The organism is Bdellovibrio sp. ArHS, assembly GCF_000786105.1.
Classification (GTDB): domain Bacteria; phylum Bdellovibrionota; class Bdellovibrionia; order Bdellovibrionales; family Bdellovibrionaceae; genus Bdellovibrio.
Genome location: NZ_JTEV01000032.1, coordinates 1 through 18,674 on the forward strand (window position 1 = coordinate 1; position 18,674 = coordinate 18,674).

At 45.1% G+C, this 18,674-nt stretch carries 13 protein-coding genes and 1 pseudogene; 7 read left to right on the forward strand and 7 right to left on the reverse strand.

All coding sequences use genetic code 11. From position 1 onward, the window contains the following. Positions 1–2,953: pseudogene (locus OM95_RS15130) on the reverse strand (hypothetical protein); the annotation flags it as partial. Between the two features lie 699 nt (positions 2,954–3,652). On the opposite strand from OM95_RS15130, the gene OM95_RS15135 reads away from it, so the two are divergent. Next, entirely contained in the window at positions 3,653–6,703 is a 3,051-nt protein-coding gene (locus OM95_RS15135) for a hypothetical protein (RefSeq protein ID WP_041875618.1), read from the forward strand. A 76-nt stretch (positions 6,704–6,779) separates the two neighbouring features. On the opposite strand, the gene OM95_RS15140 is transcribed toward OM95_RS15135, so the two are convergent. The 6 genes from OM95_RS15140 to OM95_RS15165 all read right to left on the reverse strand — a co-directional run bounded on the left by OM95_RS15140 (position 6,780) and on the right by OM95_RS15165 (position 13,091). Further along, positions 6,780–7,688 (reverse strand): hypothetical protein, encoded by a 909-nt coding sequence (locus tag OM95_RS15140; RefSeq protein WP_291516582.1) that lies wholly within the window; start codon positions 7,686–7,688, stop codon positions 6,780–6,782. A 163-nt stretch (positions 7,689–7,851) separates the two neighbouring features. Continuing rightward, positions 7,852–8,541, reverse strand: coding sequence for a hypothetical protein (locus OM95_RS15145; RefSeq protein ID WP_041875620.1), 690 nt, complete (start codon positions 8,539–8,541; stop codon positions 7,852–7,854). Positions 8,542–8,610: 69 nt separating this feature from the next. Then, positions 8,611–9,372 (reverse strand): twin-arginine translocase subunit TatC, encoded by a 762-nt coding sequence (tatC, locus tag OM95_RS15150; protein WP_041875622.1) that lies wholly within the window; start codon positions 9,370–9,372, stop codon positions 8,611–8,613. After that, a complete protein-coding gene (locus OM95_RS15155; protein WP_041875625.1) occupies positions 9,369–9,683 on the reverse strand; it encodes a twin-arginine translocase TatA/TatE family subunit in 315 nt (104 codons plus the stop codon). The genes tatC and OM95_RS15155 overlap by 4 nt, the downstream gene beginning before the upstream one ends. 18 nt (positions 9,684–9,701) lie before the next feature. After that, positions 9,702–10,337 carry a hypothetical protein gene (locus tag OM95_RS15160; RefSeq protein WP_041875628.1) on the reverse strand — a complete coding sequence of 212 codons (636 nt, stop codon included), beginning with the start codon at positions 10,335–10,337 and terminating at the stop codon, positions 9,702–9,704. 150 nt (positions 10,338–10,487) lie between these two features. Continuing rightward, the gene (locus OM95_RS15165) at positions 10,488–13,091 is read right to left on the reverse strand and encodes a pitrilysin family protein (protein ID WP_041875631.1); all 2,604 of its coding nucleotides are present in this window, start codon (positions 13,089–13,091) and stop codon (positions 10,488–10,490) included. Positions 13,092–13,107: 16 nt separating this feature from the next. Between OM95_RS15165 and hemW the strand changes: the two genes are divergently transcribed. The 6 genes from hemW to OM95_RS15195 all read left to right on the forward strand — a co-directional run bounded on the left by hemW (position 13,108) and on the right by OM95_RS15195 (position 18,539). Next, positions 13,108–14,280 (forward strand): radical SAM family heme chaperone HemW, encoded by a 1,173-nt coding sequence (gene hemW, locus OM95_RS15170; RefSeq protein ID WP_041875634.1) that lies wholly within the window; start codon positions 13,108–13,110, stop codon positions 14,278–14,280. A gap of 73 nt (positions 14,281–14,353) precedes the next feature. Continuing rightward, entirely contained in the window at positions 14,354–14,878 is a 525-nt protein-coding gene (gene grpE, locus OM95_RS15175) for a nucleotide exchange factor GrpE (RefSeq protein WP_041875637.1), read from the forward strand. A 9-nt stretch (positions 14,879–14,887) separates the two neighbouring features. Then, on the forward strand, positions 14,888–15,898 hold the full coding sequence (locus OM95_RS15180) for a DnaJ C-terminal domain-containing protein (RefSeq protein WP_041875640.1): 1,011 nt from the start codon (positions 14,888–14,890) through the stop codon (positions 15,896–15,898). Continuing rightward, on the forward strand, positions 15,895–17,571 hold the full coding sequence (locus OM95_RS15185) for a penicillin-binding protein activator (RefSeq protein WP_041875643.1): 1,677 nt from the start codon (positions 15,895–15,897) through the stop codon (positions 17,569–17,571). Before OM95_RS15180 ends, OM95_RS15185 begins: the two co-directional genes overlap by 4 nt. A 107-nt stretch (positions 17,572–17,678) precedes the next feature. Then, on the forward strand, positions 17,679–18,050 hold the full coding sequence (locus OM95_RS15190) for a TraR/DksA C4-type zinc finger protein (protein ID WP_041875646.1): 372 nt from the start codon (positions 17,679–17,681) through the stop codon (positions 18,048–18,050). A 117-nt stretch (positions 18,051–18,167) separates the two neighbouring features. Then, positions 18,168–18,539 carry a TraR/DksA family transcriptional regulator gene (locus tag OM95_RS15195; protein WP_041875649.1) on the forward strand — a complete coding sequence of 124 codons (372 nt, stop codon included), beginning with the start codon at positions 18,168–18,170 and terminating at the stop codon, positions 18,537–18,539. Positions 18,540–18,674 lie beyond the last annotated feature (135 nt).

Sequence of the window (18,674 nt, forward strand, 5' to 3'; positions counted from 1 at the left end):
TAGGACGGCCCATTCCGTCGGTGGTGATTTCTATGCTGCTTCCACTTCCGTTCTTTACACTTCGTAGTCTTCCGAAAATGTCATAAGAAAAGAAGGTCTTAGGTAGAACTCCGACTTGTTTTGAAAGAAGCTCACCGTTTTTGTTGTATTCAAATGAACTGTTTCCATACGTGAGCAATCTATCTTGGCTATCAAAGTTTGCGTTATATGTTTTCCCCCCGATAACACTACTAACTCTGTTTCCATTGGTATCATATGAATACGTACTTATTGTACGATCATTCTTTTTCACTTCCACTAAACGACCGATATCGTCGTAAAAGTAATCGAAGCTATTCGTATTGCCTAGTACCGTCTCTACTTTTCTAATTATCCTGCCGGCTGAATCACGTGTTAAGTCATAAGAAAACAGCTGTTTTGGCGGGATTCCAGAAGAGGAGAAATTTGAGGTATAAGACTTCAGATCTCCGTATACATCATATATTCTTTCATCCACAACTCCGTTCAGTGTCGTTTCTGTCAATCGAGCGGAAGAGGAATCATAAGAAAGACTCATCGGCCCTAAACTCGAAAGCTTAGTGTTTAGCCCATAGCTGTAATCGATGACGCTTGGATGTGACATATAGTCGGCTAATATCGTTCTTCTTTTAGGCCGCCAGAGCTCATCTCGATCAAAAGATATTCGTGAGACCGAGGGCCCTAAATATAGAGTCGAATGCTTTACAAAGTTCCCTTCATAGGAAAAGTCACTTCGAACATAATTAGACGTAATTAGAGATTTAATTTTATCGCTTTCTGGATAATAGGAATAGTTTATCGCTTCCGAACCACCCTCAACTTTCAATAGCAGTCCAGAACTTAGATCATATGAAAAAGAGATCCTTTTTCCATCAGGCCTTTGAACGCTCTTAATCTGCCCATCTTGATTATAAATATACTGAGTATCCGTTCGATTCCCACTTAACATCGGAGGACTATATGAAGCGAGGGAATTATTTAGTCCATATGAAAATCTGTGCTTTTCTTTTCCTGAAGGTTTAATACTTATAAGATTGCCGTTACTATCATACTCAAAATCAATTTCCGACAGGTCTGGATTAACACGTTTAATTACTCGGTCAGCAAGATCATATTGATAAAGGGTCTCCTCCCCCCGAATATTTGTTACCTTTTCAATTAGTCCTTTGGAGTTATATGTATAATCGAAGGTTTTTCGAGTACCTTGCATTACCTGACTTAATCTTCCCCGAATGTCGTAGGAAAGACTCCAAGGAATATCTGTAGCATACTGATAGCTACTTGGTCTTTCATAGTTGTCGAGAGTTTCTGAAACGACTACCCCGTCGGAACCTTTGATCGTCAACTTTTTTGTCGCGGCGGTATATTTTGTTTCCTGGGTCAGAAGCATGCCTTCACTAAAAATCTCGTGTAGTTCTTTTAGCTCTGTAAATGAAAATGGATTTGATAATGATGTAGGCTGCACTGAATATAGAATATTTTTGATTAGCCCCTTACCCATTTCAGATTGCTCTAGTCTTGAAGTCACTTTTCGTGCGTCACCGAATCGGATGTCATCGGTGGTGACCAGATTTACGTACTTACTATTTCCGTAGTTCGATGTACTATTATATGTAAGCGAACCGTCTTCGTATGAGTTCATGCTATTAAATTCGCCAGAGGGCTTGGTTTCGGCGGTTTGATAGAAAGCATTTCCGTCATTTCCGTTACCAAAACGATAAGTTGAAATACGCCCCATAGCTGACTTCTTTTCAACCAAGTTATCATTAAAACTTTGTCCCAATGTTAATTTCCAAGAAGATCCGGAACTGTGTCTGTCTTCTGTAAGCTTTCCGGCTTCTGAATATGTCATCGTTGAATGATGGCCGTTCGGACGATAGAATTTATATAAAAGGTCATTGCCCGAATAGTATTCTATCTTATGTTGCTCATTATTTGGATTTTTGAAAGAAGCTATAAGTCCGTTCGTACCTATTTGAAGGCGAGTCTCTTGACCATAAGGGGAGGTTATAAGAACTGTGGTTCCAGAATATACGACCGTTGTTTCATTGCCATAAGGATCGGTGATTTTATTTAAACGATCGTTAGAGTCATAAGAAAAAGTATATTTGGTATAGCCGGTAAGCTGACTACGTGTTTTTACGTGTCTGCCGAAAGCGTCAAATACATACAACTCACTTTCACTCAGCACCGAGTCATACCCATCACCCAAGTCTAAATGTTTTTTTACGGCTGAGCGTCCGTCACCAAAAAAGATTCTCTGATCCTGTTTATTATACCGATGTACTACGTTCATGCTCCAACCATACGGATTGAACGATGGGACTCGGTTAGGGTTTGATGTTAGATTAAAGAAGCCCGTTGCATTCGCCGACGAATAATACCACTTAAACGGAGTGCCTGAAATCGGCACCGACTCTCCTACGGTAAGATCTCCTATATTGATAATCGATCCGCATGCATAGCGTTCGTTACCTTCACCAATGGGTTCGCTATATCCCAAGGCTGTACCCTCAAATATCATGTCAATACTTGCATTTTGTTCAACGCCGTTCTCATCCAACCAGCTCATAGCTATTTTATACTTTGAAATGGAGTTTTGAGGACTCAGTGGCTTAAACCTTAGCGTGAATGAGCATGATTGACCTGGGTTAAGAGTAACTCCTCCTGCACAGGTATTGCTAAGTACAGTAATATCCGAGTTTGCCGTTACCGTACTCCAACTCACCGAATATGGAACACTGCCGGTATTTCTTAGCTCCCCGCCAGCTTCGCTGCTATTTCCAATGTAGACTGTCTGAAAATAGAAATATTCCGTCGCCAGCTTAGATGAAACTTGTGTAGCAGCGAACGATAAGGGTTTTGTATTGACGGATTTCGCAGAGGCCATCAGCGAAATGTGAAGTCCTAAAACAATGGAAAACAAAATTTTCATGGCTACCTCGTAAGACTTAGATAGTATTTACGGTAATTGATAGCTCTTTGCTCAGCAAATGGATTTGAGTTTATATAAACAAATAATGTTTTATTTGCGCAACGACTAATTCGTCTTTCTGGACTTGACAGCTTTTTACCGGAAAGATTTCTAAAATAGAAAGGGGCAATGAAGCCCTTTTCTATTTTATAATCTATAGACTTTCTCATGAATACAAAAAATATCTTACGGCTTGGAGTAATGGCGCGCTCGAAACTCTTCGCGCTCAAGTTTCATACGTGAACCCAAATGAAAAATGGAACATGATGCAAGAATACCAAAAACTTTACAATAAGTCTTCAGGTGGCAGTCCCATGGAAACTTAAAAATGTCCTAAATATTCTTGGCGCTAACTAAGGTTTTTTAAAGTAGTTCTAAGATGGGGGTCCCCACAAAGGGTCTCCCATTTTTAATAGTGCCATTTCACAGGACGCGTGACGTGCGCGATATCATCGCACCTTAAAGTTCATCCTGGTGTTCGTAGTGTTCGCTAAAAATCTGAGAATTATTTCATGCTTATTATAGGGCTCGCATTATAAAGCTCTCTAAAAAAATTCCGATTAAATTCATATAGTTTGATTTGTATAACTCACTTTCGGTGGTGTTCTAATGTTGAGTTCTTTCAGTCCCCGTATAGTTGCGGCTGTATTCGGAATCGCAATGTCGGGATGCTCACTTGATGTAAGTCTTCTTACGAAAAATGCGACAGACCTGCCATCGACGTCACCTGAAACATTTGTCATCGAAAATGGTGCTGAGTTTACGAACAAAACCTCTCTCTCCCTTCAACTGAATGTATCTGGCTATACCGAAATGCAAATAACGGAAGGAAGTACCTGCTCTGACGGTGGCTCCTGGGAAGTATTCAACAATGCGCGGACTTTCTCACTAACAGACACTGCCGAGGGCCGCAAAGTCCTTTCTGCACGATTTAGAAAGGCTGATGGCGCAATTTCTGGCTGTAGCTCCCAGAGTATCATCTTGGATGTGACAGCTCCCTCCGCGCCGTCAGGCGCCTCCATTGCAAATCCTTACACCCAGCCTCTTGTTAGCTTTGTGTCTGGTTCAGACACACTCAGCGGCGTTAGAAAAAATCAGATCCGTGTTGTAAATGAAATAACATCCGAAGTTATAAACGACTGGATTGATATCGAAAATCCTGGCATAGGAACTTTGTTCAATTCTGCCAATTGGCAACATAGCAGTTATGTTTTTGAATTTAAAACCATCGATAAGGCTGGCAACAGCAGCACAAACATAAAGCGACTTATTAATCCGCGATCCTCTGGTGTCCTTAGTGCCGGTTACGCTCACAACTGCGCAATTTCCAGATCAAATACAAAAGTAAAATGCTGGGGCAACAATCCCTACGGAAATCTAGGTTTGGGACATGCCGATAACATTGGAGACGACCCAAATGAAATGGCAACTGTCAATGGACTCAGCTTCGGCAGTGATAAGATTGTTCAGGTCACCTCGGGAAATCAGCACAACTGCATCCTTACAGAAAGTGGTAAGGTCAAATGTTGGGGAAGATCGGCAGATGGTCAACTGGGTTATGAAAACACCAACGACCTTGGCGATCAGCCGAACGAACTGCAAAATCTAGCCGATGTCTCACTTCCCGAGCCGATGGTTCAATTAAGTGCAGGTGACTTTCACACATGCTCATTAAGCATCACCGGTAAAGTACGTTGCTGGGGCTGGGGCGGCTGGGGGCAACTTGGAAATGGTGGAACCTCAAAGGGGTCCACCGTAGGCAGCATGAGCACGTTACACATTTTGGATTTTGGTGCAGGAAAAAAAGCACTGCGCATAGCGAGCGGGAACACTCACAACTGCGCCCTCATCGATGATGGCCAAGTCATGTGCTGGGGGGAAAACTCCTACGGTGAGCTGGGCATTAACAACTCTGTTTGGGTCAGTGGAAATCCCACAACAGCAGTTCAGCTTTCAGCAAGCGATAAAGTTGTCGACATCAGCGCTGGAATCTATTTTTCTTGCGCCCTTCTCGAGGCTGGTACGGTTAAATGTTGGGGGCGAAACGATGTGGGTCAATTAGGGCTAGGAACCACTTCGAATATAGGTCATACGACAGGATCGATGGCGACGTTAAACACCATAGACTTCGGCACAACAACAAAAGTGACGAAACTATTTTCAGGCAGGTCTCGGTCTTGCGCTATTTTTGATAATAACAGTGTTCGCTGCTGGGGAAAAACTGATGTGATAGGCACAGTGGGCTCACAGGCCGGCTCAGTGGCTTCGTCCTCTGCGCTCACTTTACCTGGCGGAAAAATTCCAAATCAAATCGCTCATGGGGATACACATATCTGCATTCGATACACAGATGATTCTGTTCAGTGCATAGGAACTCAGAATCGCGGTAATTTAGGCTACAATAGTCCCCACAATATAGATGGTATTAACTCCGTCGAAGCCTCTGGTAAAATCCCTCTTGGCTTACCTTTGCTTTCTCCAGCGAATGCAACTGATCGCGTTTTTGCCACAAATAAGCTTAATAAATGTGCCATTCTAAATAATGGCAAAATCAAATGCTGGGGAACCCAGGATGCCGGCTCAATGGGAGACACCCCAGCAACAAATTCCGCAATCGGTGAAACAGTTGGTTCTATCGTCGCCTCTTCTTTTCTGGATCTTGGGGCAAGCTTGACATTTAAATCTATCAGCGGAAGCTCGAGCTCCTATTGCGCAATTACAAATACTGATCAGGTAAAATGTTGGGGAGAAAACTCAAATGGGCAGACTGGTTACGACAACACTGATACCTATGGGAATGGCTTGACCACAGAGAGCCGCAATAGCTTCCTCAATCTTCCCTCAACAATTAAACAACTTTGGACCTCGGCCGCAAACTGCGCTCTGCAAACGAATGATTTACTTGCCTGTTGGGGTCTTGATTGGGCGACACAGTCTTACGGCATCGGAAGTAGCCCAGGGTCCATGGCCACTATTACTCCCTTCACACTTCCCGACTTAATCTCGTTCTCGAACGGGAAAGGTTCAACTCATGCCTGTGGAATATTTACGAATGCCTCAAGCTTTCAAACACTTCATTGCTGGGGAAAAAGTACGACCGGAGCCTTAGCGACCAGCGATGGAACAACCCAAAAAAGCGCCACACCGGTAAACCCTGTCGATTTTGGCTCTGCCTCTGTCCTGAAGGTTGGTGTCGCTTTAGAAAAAACTTGCGTGCTTCTTTCAGATAATTCCGTACATTGCTTCGGCAAAGGAGATCGGGGTCAAAATGGCAATGGACTGACCGGGAATGTTGGACTCTCTGCTGCCGACTTTCCAACAAAAAGTAAAGTCTCAATGATTCCCGCTGCTGAAACTCCGATAGACCTTTACGTTGGCGAAAATAAAGTTTGCGTGAAAACCTCGAGCGGAAAACTCTATTGCTGGGGAGAGACCTGGACAGGAGATCTTGGAACAGGCCTTTTAAGCCAATACCTAGGCGACTCCCCTTCCGATATTAATCTGGTCAAACCGGTATCTATCTCTTGGGTCCCGACAGATGTGGACGTCGACGATAATATCTGCGCCTCAAAAAGTAATGGGGAACTGTATTGTTGGGGTAGTAATGTAAGGCGCATAGGGCATGAAAAAAATCCCACAGTTAATCATGTCGGCATCGCTTTAGACTATCGCATTGAAAATGCAGCAATTCCTTTAATATTGACCGATTAAAAATCTATGCGGGAGCAACTGTGTTGCTTTATTCAGGGGCTTTGCAAGCCCCTTGTGTCTGACAATTTTACAACGACTATTTTGTGCCGTTGGATTTTTTTTCCTTAGGTGCCGGGATGCTTGGGCCTCCTGTCATCATGGCGCCCGCTTGCCCCATCATGCTGCCACCGCTCACCATCATACCCATGCCAAAGCTAACGCCCATTCCAGGAACCATCTGACCACCCATAGCACACGCCGTGATGAAACCCGAAACATCCATACTTCCGCCAATTTCTTGCTTCGGCTTGCCTTCCCACTCAAAAGTGACAAAAGATTTTCCCTCTTTTGCCAGCTCCTTTTTTCTTTGTTCAAAGGCCATCTGCGCAGAAGAGATCAAGCCCACACACTGGCTGGCGTTTTGGCTGCCGATTTGTTTCATCATCGGTTCGATTTTTGCGCAAAAATCTTTATCGTATGTGACTTTTGCTTCGACTTTTGTATCATCCGGCATTTGATACATCAGACTTTGCTTGATATCACAGTCCGAACCGTTGCGCTCAAAAGATGTCTCGGCCGCCTTCGTAACAGGATAGTTCCATCCGCTTTTCTTGGCCAGATCGCGCATCTTTCGCTGCTCAGTAAGGTCAAATTCTTTTTTTACTGAAATAATTTTGCCGTCTTGCCTTTTCACATGAATAACACGTTGAACAGTTTCAAACTCGGGCTTACCAGAACCGGCAATCATTTTGATTTGTTTGGTCTTATAAACGATTGTTTCGAGACCCTCTTTATTACTACGAGAAACAATGTTTTCCGGGCGCAAAATTTGAGTGGCACCATTGGCATCGAAAAATAAGGAGGCTCCATCAGGATCCATTCCATAAGTCGCATCCTGAACAGTCCCATTCGCAGCCAACACACATTTGTCGGTGACATAACCCATTCCCGAATTCGCCTGCGCAGCTCCAGCAAGCAAAACAATACCTAGAACTTTTATAAACATTGTTCCCCCGATAAATTTTCGATTTTCTTAGAACACGAATATATCTAGGGTATAAATTGTGATTGTTTATTAACACTTAAAAAATGAAACCAGACTTCAAAGTGTTCTGTGTGACTTCGGAGAAGAAAGGCATCCCTACTTTCGTCGGGGTGCCCTGCTGAGCTTAGGGAGTTTTTAATTTTGGACAGCGTTTCTGTACAAACGCAATCAACGCTTGGTCACGGTAACGCAAATAGCTTTCACCGTCCGTGGTGTATTTGAAAATTTCCGTGTTCTTCAAAGTACAGGCAGAATTATTAACATCTTTCATGACAGAGTTGGCATTGGGATTAGCCGTGGGTGAACTTCCCATTTTGAAGCCCCCATCCAAGAGCAGCCCTTGAAAATTCGAAATCTCGATACCACCGCGATTCGTCGCTTCAACATAGTCAGCCACGGACACGTTCGCGCGGGAAATACTTTTAAGGCGCGCCTTCTTGGATTCAAAGACAAATTTATCCCCGGTTACATGAGTGACTGTCAGTTCTCGGGTGTCGTCATTCCACTCATAAGAAAAGGTTTCCGAGACTCGGGGAAACATGTAGAACTCGCGAGCCGCTGTGGTTTTGGATTCTTCTCCAGGCCCGTACGAATTGAACACCATAAACATTCCTTCAGAGGTGAAAAGATGGTCGCGATAGACCAAGTCTTTCCAGGCATCGTCAGGAGTAACAGAGAAAAAGCATTCTCCATTACCTGCTAATATCTGTTGAATTTTTGTGCCATCACGAAGTTCGCTAAAGTCAGGACAACTGGCTTCATCTGCCGCATGCGCGATACCTACTGAAAAAATAAGACTTAACAACAAAGACATGGATCCCCCTGGAAATAGCTGACCTTATGGCGGAACACTTGTCAGCCTTGGGGGCGGTTGGTCATAAAACTATTCGCGCTCGTTCACTCGTTCAGTGAATTCTCTTTTCTTTTCAAAGACACCCACGATAAGGACGGCTGCTTCAAATAAAACCCACATAGGTGTCAACATCATGACCATACTTAAAAGATCCGGTGGAGTGATAATCGCCGCAATCACCGCGATAGTCATAATTGCATAACGGCGATTCTTGCGTAAAAAAGATTGGGAAACAATGCCCAGCATTCCCAACACTACAATGACCAATGGCAACTCAAATGCCACGCCGAACATCAAACACATCTGGGTAAAAAAGCCCATGTACTGATCAATAGAGATCATCGGCTTATCGACATCTCCCCCGAAATGCATCAGGAACTCGAACGCCATCGGCAATGCGATGTAATAAGAAAAGGCCGCGCCAAGAACGAACAGAACCGTTCCTGAAACGATGAATCCAAGAGTATACTTGCGCTCTTTAGAGTACAAACCAGGGGCAACAAAAAGCCAAACTTGATGAAGCCAAAATGGACATGAAACGAGAATACCGCACACAAAAGCCAGCTTTAAATGCGCAATGAATTTATCTAAGGGCCCCGTGTAGATAAGACCGCCACCTGGCAAATAGGGGGCAATCGGTGCACGAACAAAATTAAAAATCTGATCGCTGAAGCCATAACAGATTCCGGTCGCCACGACCAAAATCAAAGCGCAGTTGATCAAACGCTTACGCAAATCAGCCAAATGCTCATACAATGATTGCGCTCGTGAATCCAGTTCTTCGCTTTTCATGAAGGTTTGTGCTCTTTATCTTCAGTGGGTTTTTGCTCGGTCAGTTCCATCTGTTGCGGATCAGAAGATGGTTGTGTGGGGCTTGCGGAGTCAGAAGAAGGCGGCGTCTTTTTTTTCGGTGGTTCATCGAAGTCGATTCTGTCAAAGCGCGCCTGTTGCTTGAGTTCTTCGCCCAGAACGTTGGTGCTTCTTTTAAGCTCATTTATGAAACGTCCCAGGGTGCGAGCTAATTCTGGAAGCTCTTTAGGCCCAATAACAATAAGGGCCAATACACCAAGGAAAATGAGTTCTGACATGCCTAAGCCAAACATGGCGACAGCATAGTGGAATCAGCCTTGCTTGCCAAGCTTTACTTGGTCTTGCGGCAGAGTCAAAACACCCATTTCCACGAGCTTTTCGCGCGCCAGCTCCGACCCTGTTCGCATATAGCGGTCGTAGAGACGAAGAATACTTTCATCGCTCTTAATAAATGAATGATGGCTGATATATGTCAGGACATCCACAAAATCCAGGAACTGGCGGGAAAACGTATTGTAAACTTTGGCCAGTGTATCTTCCCGTGTGCAGTGAGCCAGAGAGGCATAAGCCGCCCCACCGATTTCTGCATAGTAATCTACGTCCACAATTTTTCGCGAAAGAGAGTCCCCGAAAAAGCCGCTGATATAAAGAGTGCGATCGCCCAGCTTTCGAAGCAATTCCGCCTTCGTTGTGGCATCGGCGTTTTGTGCTGTTAGATACATTTCAGCCAAAGTCGTCGGATTCTTCCGCCCACTTTCGTTCGCGTATTCGCTTTCAAAAAGATTGCGGGCATCCAGATAGTGCTGCAAAAGATTTACAAGATAGTTTTCCACCAAAGGAAAGGTTTGGATCTTTCTTTGGCTTAAACCCTTTTGGACCATTTCTTGGAAATAGCCCTCAGGACTTACAAAAAGTTCTACTGAGTCGGTCGAACGCTTTTCCCTCATACCTAAGAGTTTAACAAATTTCAGGGGGGATACGGTTAATTGTTTTTTTGTATTCTGGGCCAAGGTCACATTTGTCCCAAAGTGATACAGCTTTTCGACAGAATCGTTTCACATCCCGACCGAACCATTCTGCCAAACCTCAGACGCGATTTAAAGATCGACGTCTGAAGGGCCTACCAAGCTGATGATTGAAGGTTGCGCAAAAATCTTCTGCGCCAGATCCTGAACCGCCTCGGGAGTCACGGCAAAATATTTATCCGCGACGTCCAATGTCTCTTTGTAATCAAGACCATAAATGTCGTCGAAAAGAAGAGCATTACAGATGGTGCTTTTTCTTTGCAATTCAATGTCATGACGTCCGATCAGATACCTTTGCGCCCGACCCAATTCCTCTTCTGAAATCTTCACATCGGCCAACTTTTGAAATTCAGCCTTCAGCATCTGAATGGCTTTTTCAGATTTTTCAGGAGAACAACCGATGTATCCACCGAAATATCCACACTCCAAACCTTCCATATGCATAGGTGATACCGAGTAGGCTAAAGAATTTTTATCACGCAGTTCGATAAATAGCCGACCACCCTGACCACTCAGAATGGACTGAATAATTTCAAGAGTGAAACGGTTTGGATCTTTCAGCGTCAAACCGCGATAGCCTACGATAATATGGCTCTGCTCTTTTTTTAGCTCGTGATAAAGTTTTTTGCCGTTTTTCAAATCCGCAATGGGGAATTTATTGGATATACGCTCCCCTTTGGGAAGTTGTTTTGTGATCTCTTCAAGCTTATCCGCCCATTTGCTTTTATTGACGTCACCAACAACACAGAAAGTGAGGTTTTTAGCCTGAGCGATCTTTTTATAGTAAGCCATCAGATGCTCGGAATTGATCGCATCAATGCTGGCCTCAGTTCCAATAATGTCTCTGGCATAAGGGTGGCCCTTAAAGATTTCCTGCATGAAGCTTAAGACACAAATCTGCGCGGGGTTGTCGTTGCGCGCTTTGATCTGATTTTTAATAACGACCTTTTCCCGCTCTAGAATATCCTGAGGAAAAAGCGGGTGAAGTAAAGAATCTGCATAGACCTCAAGCATTTTGTCTTCAAACGGCGACAGGTAGTCCATCGACAAACCCGCAGAATTTCTGCCACCGAAAGCTCCTAAGCCCGCAGCCAGTTCATCGACTTTAAGATTGATATCGTCTTCGGTAAAGTTCTTTGATCCGGAAAGCCAGTTACGCGAAAAAAGCTCCGTCAAGCCATTCTGATTTTCTTCTTCAACCCGCACGCCACCCAAAAACGCCGCCTTCATCGCAACATAGGGGGTATCTTTTTGTTCGCGAATTAGCAACGTCGCCCCAGACGACAAGGTTATTTTTTCCGTTGTCGGAGAATGCTTAACTGCGCCAGTGTTGATGTTGAACTTCTTCGCTTTGAATTTGGTAATATCTTTAGAAAACTTAGCCTTCGCCAAAGCTTTTCTTAAATCCTTCGCAAAAGACTTAAGAATTGTTTCAGCTTCTTTCTTATCCATATTGGTCATCAGGGAAAGACCGAAGGTATCGGGTTTGAAATATTTTTTTGCAACCTTCTGAATGTCTTCGGGCTTTAACGCGTAGACCTCTTTCATGTACTTACGATAGTAGTCATGGTCATTATAATAGAACTCGTTGCTTCCCGCTTTTCTCGCAATGTTATCCACCGTTTCCATCGAATACACTTCGTGACTTGCAAAATTTGTAATGGCTTTTTGCATTTCCGAGGACGTGGGCGGTTCTTCAATCAGCTTCACAAGTTCCGGCGTCATCTTCGCCAGGGCTTTACCCAGATTCTCTTTTTCCAGGTTAAACGAAATCGCAAACAGACCATCATCCTGCATCGAATAACTGAAGGAACCTACAGAGTTCGTCAAAGGTTCACGAATACGCAAGCTTTGCATCAACCGACAGGAGTCCCCTTGCCCCAGGATTGCAGAAAGGACTTCAAGGGCCGCGATGTCCTTATGTTTGACATTGGGTATACGCCACGTCAGATATCCGGTAGTTTGTTCGAACTTGGCTTGTTCAACCTTGATACGGATTGATTTTTGCGCAGGCTCTTTCGTGCGCGCGACTTTTTTCAGCTTGTAAGGAGCAAAGGCGCCAAAGAGCGCTTCCACTTTTTTCTTCATTTCTTTTGAATCAAAGTCTCCCGCGACAACCAGGAACATGTTCGAAGGTACGTAACGACTGTGGTAATACTGCAGAATCTTCTTAGGTGAAACAGTGTTGACGACTTTATCATAGCCGATCACGGGTCGCCCGTAAGGATGTTTCTTAAACACATTGGTGAAGAGCAGTTGGCTTGCGCGCCGACCCGGGCTGTCCTGGCCGCGTTTGATTTCTTCGATCACGACTTCTCGCTCGTTATCAATTTCTTTCGGGTCAAATGTCGGAAAACCCATCATTTCACTGATAACATCCAAAGCCACATCCGAGAATTGCTTCGAGATCGTCACGTAAAAAACCGTTTGGTCAAACGATGTGTAGGCATTAAGCTCCCCGCCAGAGCCTTCGACCGTTGCGGCAATTTCGCCGACATTGTACTTGCGGGTTCCTTTAAAGACCAAATGCTCGATGAAATGTGAAATCCCCTCTTCACCCTTTTTTTCGTCGGCCGAGCCCGTTTTCACCCACATTTGAACTGAGACCACCGGAGACTTGTGACTCTCTAAGAAAAGGACCTTCATACCGTTTTTTAGTTGAAATTTTTTAGACATACTCTAGATAACTCCCATGGCATTTGGCGTCTACGTTCACATTCCTTACTGTATTCAGCGCTGCACTTATTGTGACTTCGCGACTTATGAGCAAAGTAAGATTTTGCCTCCGGATCAGTATGTCGAATTGCTTTTCAAAGAAATTCGCCAGAAGCACCGCTATTACACCCCGCAAAAGTTGGACACGCTTTACTTTGGCGGAGGAACACCGAGCTTGATCCCAGCTCCTCTCATTGTATCGATTATCAAAGAGCTGGGTAGATACGGATTTACAACTGGACCCGATAGCGAAATTACGATCGAAATCAATCCGGCAACAATCAACGAAGACAAGTTAAAAATGTATTTAGATCATGGAGTGAACCGCTTCAGTGTTGGCGCTCAAACTTTCGATGATCGGTTGTTGAAAATGGTCCACCGCGAACACTCGGCAAAGCAAACCCTGGAAACACTGGACCTTTTGCGGGCTCATGATTTAAACTTCAGTTTCGATATTTTATTTGCCCTGCCTTCACAAACAGTTGCGGGCTTGAAAAACGATGTGAAAATCGCGATAGAACAAGGTGCTAAACATATCAGCCCCTATTGTTTGACTGTTCCTGATGGACACCCTCTGTCAAAAGGCCGTCCTTTGGAAGAAGAGCAGGTCGAAATGTTCGACATCATTGCCGATCAACTCACGACCAGCGGTTTTCAGCAGTACGAAATATCCAACTTCGCCTTACCTGGATTCGAATCGCGTCACAATATGCTTTATTGGGTGGACGAGCCCTATTGGGGATTGGGACTCAGCGCCCACTCATACAGTTTGGAATCGGCTTGGGGCACTCGCTATTGGAACATCAACTCTATCAATGAATACCAAAAGCAAATTTTGGCGTTTGATGGGCAAGAGTTTACTTCACCGGCGACGCATCTGCCTGCTGCTCAACACGAAATTCTGGAGATGCATCAAGCTCTCACCGACTTTTGTCATACTTCGATGCGTTTAATGCGTGGGCTCAGTCAGGAAAAGCTGGCGCAAAAGTTTCCGTCAGACATCGCGCAAAAAGTCAGCGAAATCTTAAACTCTTTAATTCAAAAGCGCTGGGTTCAATATGGCCGTGGGCATTGGTCGCTTACACGTGAAGGCTTGGTTTTAAGCAATAAAGTCTTTCAAGAATTAACCTTCCTCGCTGAAGATATTTAAAGGCCTGTCGCACCTCGGGACATTGACAATCCTAAACGAATACACAATCTTAAGTATTGCGAAAGGAACTGTCATGTCAGAAGAAAATAACTCTCAAAATTCCAATTCTGCCAATCCAGAAAATGCAGCCGCAAACGGCTCTTCTGAAATTCAGAAACTTCAAGAACAAGCAGAGAAGTTCAAAAACGACTTCTTGTATCTAAGAGCAGAGTTCGAAAACTATAAACGCAACGCCATCAAGGAACGCTCTGATCTTGTTAAGTACGGCGGCGAGCGTTTTATCCGTGACCTTCTTGAAGTGGTTGATAATTTCGAACGCGCATTGCAAACCACTGTGAGTGCTGAAAATTTTGCGACGTTCCGTCAGGGTGTCGAAATGACAGCACAAGAACTTAAGTCTTTGTTGCAACGTCATTCGGTGAACGAAATCCCCGCGCAAGGTGCTGCTTTTGATCCCAATTATCACGAAGCCCTGGGCAGCGAGCCGACCGAACAGGTGGCGCCGGGACACATTCTTCGTGTCTTTAAAAAGCCTTATAAGTTTCATGACAAAGTTATTCGTCCAGGCCAAGTGGTGGTTGCTAAGAAACCAGAATAAGAGGGTTGATTGTCTAAAAAAGACTTATACTCCACATTAGGTGTCTCTCGATCAGCTTCCGCGGAAGAGATCAAGAAGGCGTATCGCAAACTTGCGATACAATATCATCCTGACAAAAATCCCGGCGATAAAAAAGCTGAAGAAAAGTTCAAGGAAATCAGTCAGGCCTACGATGTCTTGAGTGACGCCAAAAAACGTGAAATGTACGACCAGTTCGGCCATGCGGGCGCTCAAGGTTTCGGCGGTGGTGCCGGACCTGGCGGGTTTGGTGGCGCTGGTGGCTTCGGAGGATTTGGCGGCTTTGGCAATCAAGGTGGTGCCGGCGGAGCTTCCGGTGGCGATCCCTTTCAAGATATCTTCGGGGATGTTTTCGGAGAAATATTTGGAAATGCTCGTGGCGGCGCTGGCGCTCGAGGCCGTCGTCAACAAGCCAAGGGCACGGATCTACGCTACACTTTAAATATCTCTTTTGAAGATTCGGCGCTGGGCGCGGAAAAAGTTATCAGCTTCGTTCGCCAAAAAGGCGGAAAAGAAGAAACAGCAAAGCTTTCGGTCAACGTCCCTGCCGGCGTCAAGGAAGGTCAAAGACTGAAACTTGCCGGAGAAGGCGACGCCCCGGCTGGCGCATCTGCTGGTGATCTTTATGTCATCATCAACATTCAGGAACATCCTTTATTTAAACGACATGAAAATGATGTCATCTTGGATCTTCCGATCGTTTATACAGATGCCATTTTAGGTACAAACATTGAGGTTCCGACTTTAACGGGCAAGGCGATGATCCGCATTCCGCCGGGAACTCATTCGGGCCAGACGTTCCGACTAAAAGGAAAAGGTTTTCCAAAGTTAGGTGGCTTTGGATCCGGTGACATGTTGGTCAAAGTCCTTGTCGATACTCCCCACCATATTTCAGCACGACAAAAAGAACTTATTGAAGAGCTTGCGAAGTCGACAGAGTCCTCGCCTCTTGTAAAAGCCTTTCAGGAAAAAGTCTCGCACATCATGAGGAACAGAAAATGACGTTTCGATTCGCACTTTTGTTAAGCGCATGCCTTTTAGCTTCCTGTACGACGGTCGCAACAAAAAAGCGACCTCCCTACAAGCCTACACCGGTGACTTCAACGACAAAAAAGCCAAAGTCTATGGCGGGCATGACGGCGGGCCGAACCCCCGAACAAATTCAAAGCGAAGCTTTGACTTTGCCGGAGCAGCCCAAGACAGAAGATGCGTTGGAATATTTAAAACTCCTTGTGAATAAATCCGTTCAGGCGCCGACTAAAACAGAACAAGATGCCAATCGCCTGCATGCCATCGATATCGTCGAAAACAAACTGAACGAGGATCAACTGGAAGAAGTCGCTGACGGGTCAGACTTTGGCTATCTTCGCGCCCATGCGATGTACCGTCTTGGTGAACTGGCTCTTGATAAAAAAGACACTTCAGCCGCAAAAAAGTATTTTTCCGCGGTAAATGATTTTGTCCCAGGAACAGATCAGGCCATTCGCGCGCAAGAGATGATCCAGCAGTTAGATGCCTCTAAAAATGTGCATACCGAAACCGTGGGGGTCATTCTTCCCTTAAGCGGCAAGAATGCTCCTGTTGGACAGCGAGCCTTGCGCGGTCTTGAGATGGGTCTGGGTCTTCATATTCCCGGATCGGGTTTCAAATTAGCTGTCATGGATAGCGAAGGAAATCCGGACTCGGCCCGCCGAGGTGTCGAGCGTTTGGTTAAAGAAGATAATGTGATCGCAATTGTCGGTAGCTTGTTAAGCAAGACGGCCCCTGCCGTGGCGGCAAAATCTGACGAGTTGGGTGTTCCCACTGTAGCTCTTTCACAAAGATCAGGGCTGACAGAAATTGGACCGACTGTTTTTCGAAACTCTTTAACCAGCGGAATGCAGGTTCGTGCTTTAGTTCGCACCGCCATGGAAAACTTGGGCATGAAGAAGTTTGCGATCCTTTATCCAAACGATGCCTACGGTGTCGAGTTCACAAATATCTTCTGGGATGAAGTCCTGGCGCGCGGCGGGCAGATCACGGCCGTGCAAAACTACTCCACTAAAGAAACAGACTTCCGCCTTGTTATTCAAAGACTCGTGGGCACTTACTTCGGCGAAGCTCGCCAAGATGAATTCAATTTGCGTTTAAAAGAACTTCAGCACAGTGACAAAAAAAGATCCGTGCGTCAGTCGAATCTAGAGAATGTTCTGCCACCCATTGCGGACTTCGATGCGATATTTATTCCTGATAGCGTGAAAGCCATGGGACAGATCTCTGCTATGCTTTCTTATAATGATGTTAAGAATGTGAAGCTTATGGGTACCAACCTTTGGAACACCAAAGACGTCGCACGCAGAGCGGGTAACTTTTCTAACAACCTGCTTTTCGTGGACAGTCTGACACCGACAGCCCAGGACAAGTCACGTTTTGTTGCTGAATACAGAGCGCTCTATAATGAGGACCCTTCACTCATCGAAGTTCAGGCGTACGATGCAGGTCTTATTCTGCGCCAGCTTATCGTGGCCGGCGCCGACAGTCGCGAAAAGTTAACGGAAAAGCTTAGCCAGCTAAACCGCTTCCCTGGCGCCTTAGGGGCTCTTTCGATGAATTCTGAACGCGAAATTGAGCGTCCGGTCACAGCCCTAACTGTTGAAAAAGGCGAAGTAATTCCTTTTAAAACCCTCGTTAAATAGGTGCCATAAGATAATTTAATGGCTTTTTTTTAACCCCCTTCTGCGGTGTGCCGGTCTTAGGTACACCAGCGACGACGCAGTCGCAGAATCTAAAGAAGGGGGTTGTTATGACGGGTCGTATTTCTGAAAACTTAGTGATGGAGTGTAGAAAAAAGCTTCTCATTGCCAAACAGGATGTCCTGAATAGATTCAGAACGGCCCAGCGCGAACTTGCCCACACAGAGCGCGGCGGCGATGAAGCCGACCAATCCGTTGCCCACATCGCGGAACATTCTTTTTTAGTAACTCAAGCACGCATGCGAAACCAACTGGTCGAAATCGAAATGGCTTTGGCGCGCATTGAACAGGGCACATTTGGTATCTGCGAAGAGACGGAAGAAATGATCGAGACAGAACGCTTGTTAGCTATCCCTTGGACACGCCTCAGTATCGAAGGTGCTGAGATGCGAGAAGCAGTTGGTCGTAAATTTGCGCGATAGGCACTGCGCCAATGGCCTGCTTACTAAAACGTCACGCAGCGCTTTTTTGATGACATGATCTCAAACCCCCGTAATAAGGAAGCCACATTCGGCCAGATCATCATATCGGGGGGTGAGATGAACGTAACCGAACTTACGGAACAAGAATTACAAAATTTGCGTGAATCGTTGCTTTTCCAAAAAAGCTCGATCCTCAATAAGACGCACGAATTTAAAGCTGAACAATCCAGCATCGGCAACGTTGCGGACGAGGCTGAAGTGGCGTCACAAGATATCTCAAATAATATATCCATTCATCTTCATGAAAGAGATCGTACTGCTCTTTATGCCATTGAAAGAGCTCTGTCGAAAATTGCTGACGGGACCTATGGCCAGTGCGAATCCTGCGGTGAAATTATCGGCGCACGTCGACTTCAGGCCAGACCGTTCACCGCTCTTTGCATTGAATGTATGGAAGAACAAGAAAGCCATTCGAATCTTTTTCAATAATTTCAAGTTTTACTCATTGGACGAGGTCCACTGACATGGATGTCAGTCCAATTTTTCTTTTTTGATTTAAGCTCCCTCTGTCTCATGCCGAGAAGTTTCATACTAGAAACATAAATTCCCGCATTACGCGGAGGA

Bases quoted from the DNA above. Each gene is read 5' to 3' on its own strand.
- OM95_RS15135 (WP_041875618.1), top strand. From the start codon at position 3,653: ATGTCGGGATGCTCACTTGATGTAAGTCTTCTTACGAAAAATGCGACA.
- OM95_RS15140 (WP_291516582.1), bottom strand. From the start codon at position 7,688: ATGTTTATAAAAGTTCTAGGTATTGTTTTGCTTGCTGGAGCTGCGCAG.
- OM95_RS15145 (WP_041875620.1), bottom strand. From the start codon at position 8,541: ATGTCTTTGTTGTTAAGTCTTATTTTTTCAGTAGGTATCGCGCATGCG.
- tatC (WP_041875622.1), bottom strand. From the start codon at position 9,372: ATGAAAAGCGAAGAACTGGATTCACGAGCGCAATCATTGTATGAGCAT.
- OM95_RS15155 (WP_041875625.1), bottom strand. From the start codon at position 9,683: ATGTTTGGCTTAGGCATGTCAGAACTCATTTTCCTTGGTGTATTGGCC.
- OM95_RS15160 (WP_041875628.1), bottom strand. From the start codon at position 10,337: ATGAGGGAAAAGCGTTCGACCGACTCAGTAGAACTTTTTGTAAGTCCT.
- OM95_RS15165 (WP_041875631.1), bottom strand. From the start codon at position 13,091: ATGTCTAAAAAATTTCAACTAAAAAACGGTATGAAGGTCCTTTTCTTA.
- hemW (WP_041875634.1), top strand. From the start codon at position 13,108: ATGGCATTTGGCGTCTACGTTCACATTCCTTACTGTATTCAGCGCTGC.
- grpE (WP_041875637.1), top strand. From the start codon at position 14,354: ATGTCAGAAGAAAATAACTCTCAAAATTCCAATTCTGCCAATCCAGAA.
- OM95_RS15185 (WP_041875643.1), top strand. From the start codon at position 15,895: ATGACGTTTCGATTCGCACTTTTGTTAAGCGCATGCCTTTTAGCTTCC.
- OM95_RS15190 (WP_041875646.1), top strand. From the start codon at position 17,679: ATGACGGGTCGTATTTCTGAAAACTTAGTGATGGAGTGTAGAAAAAAG.
- OM95_RS15195 (WP_041875649.1), top strand. From the start codon at position 18,168: ATGAACGTAACCGAACTTACGGAACAAGAATTACAAAATTTGCGTGAA.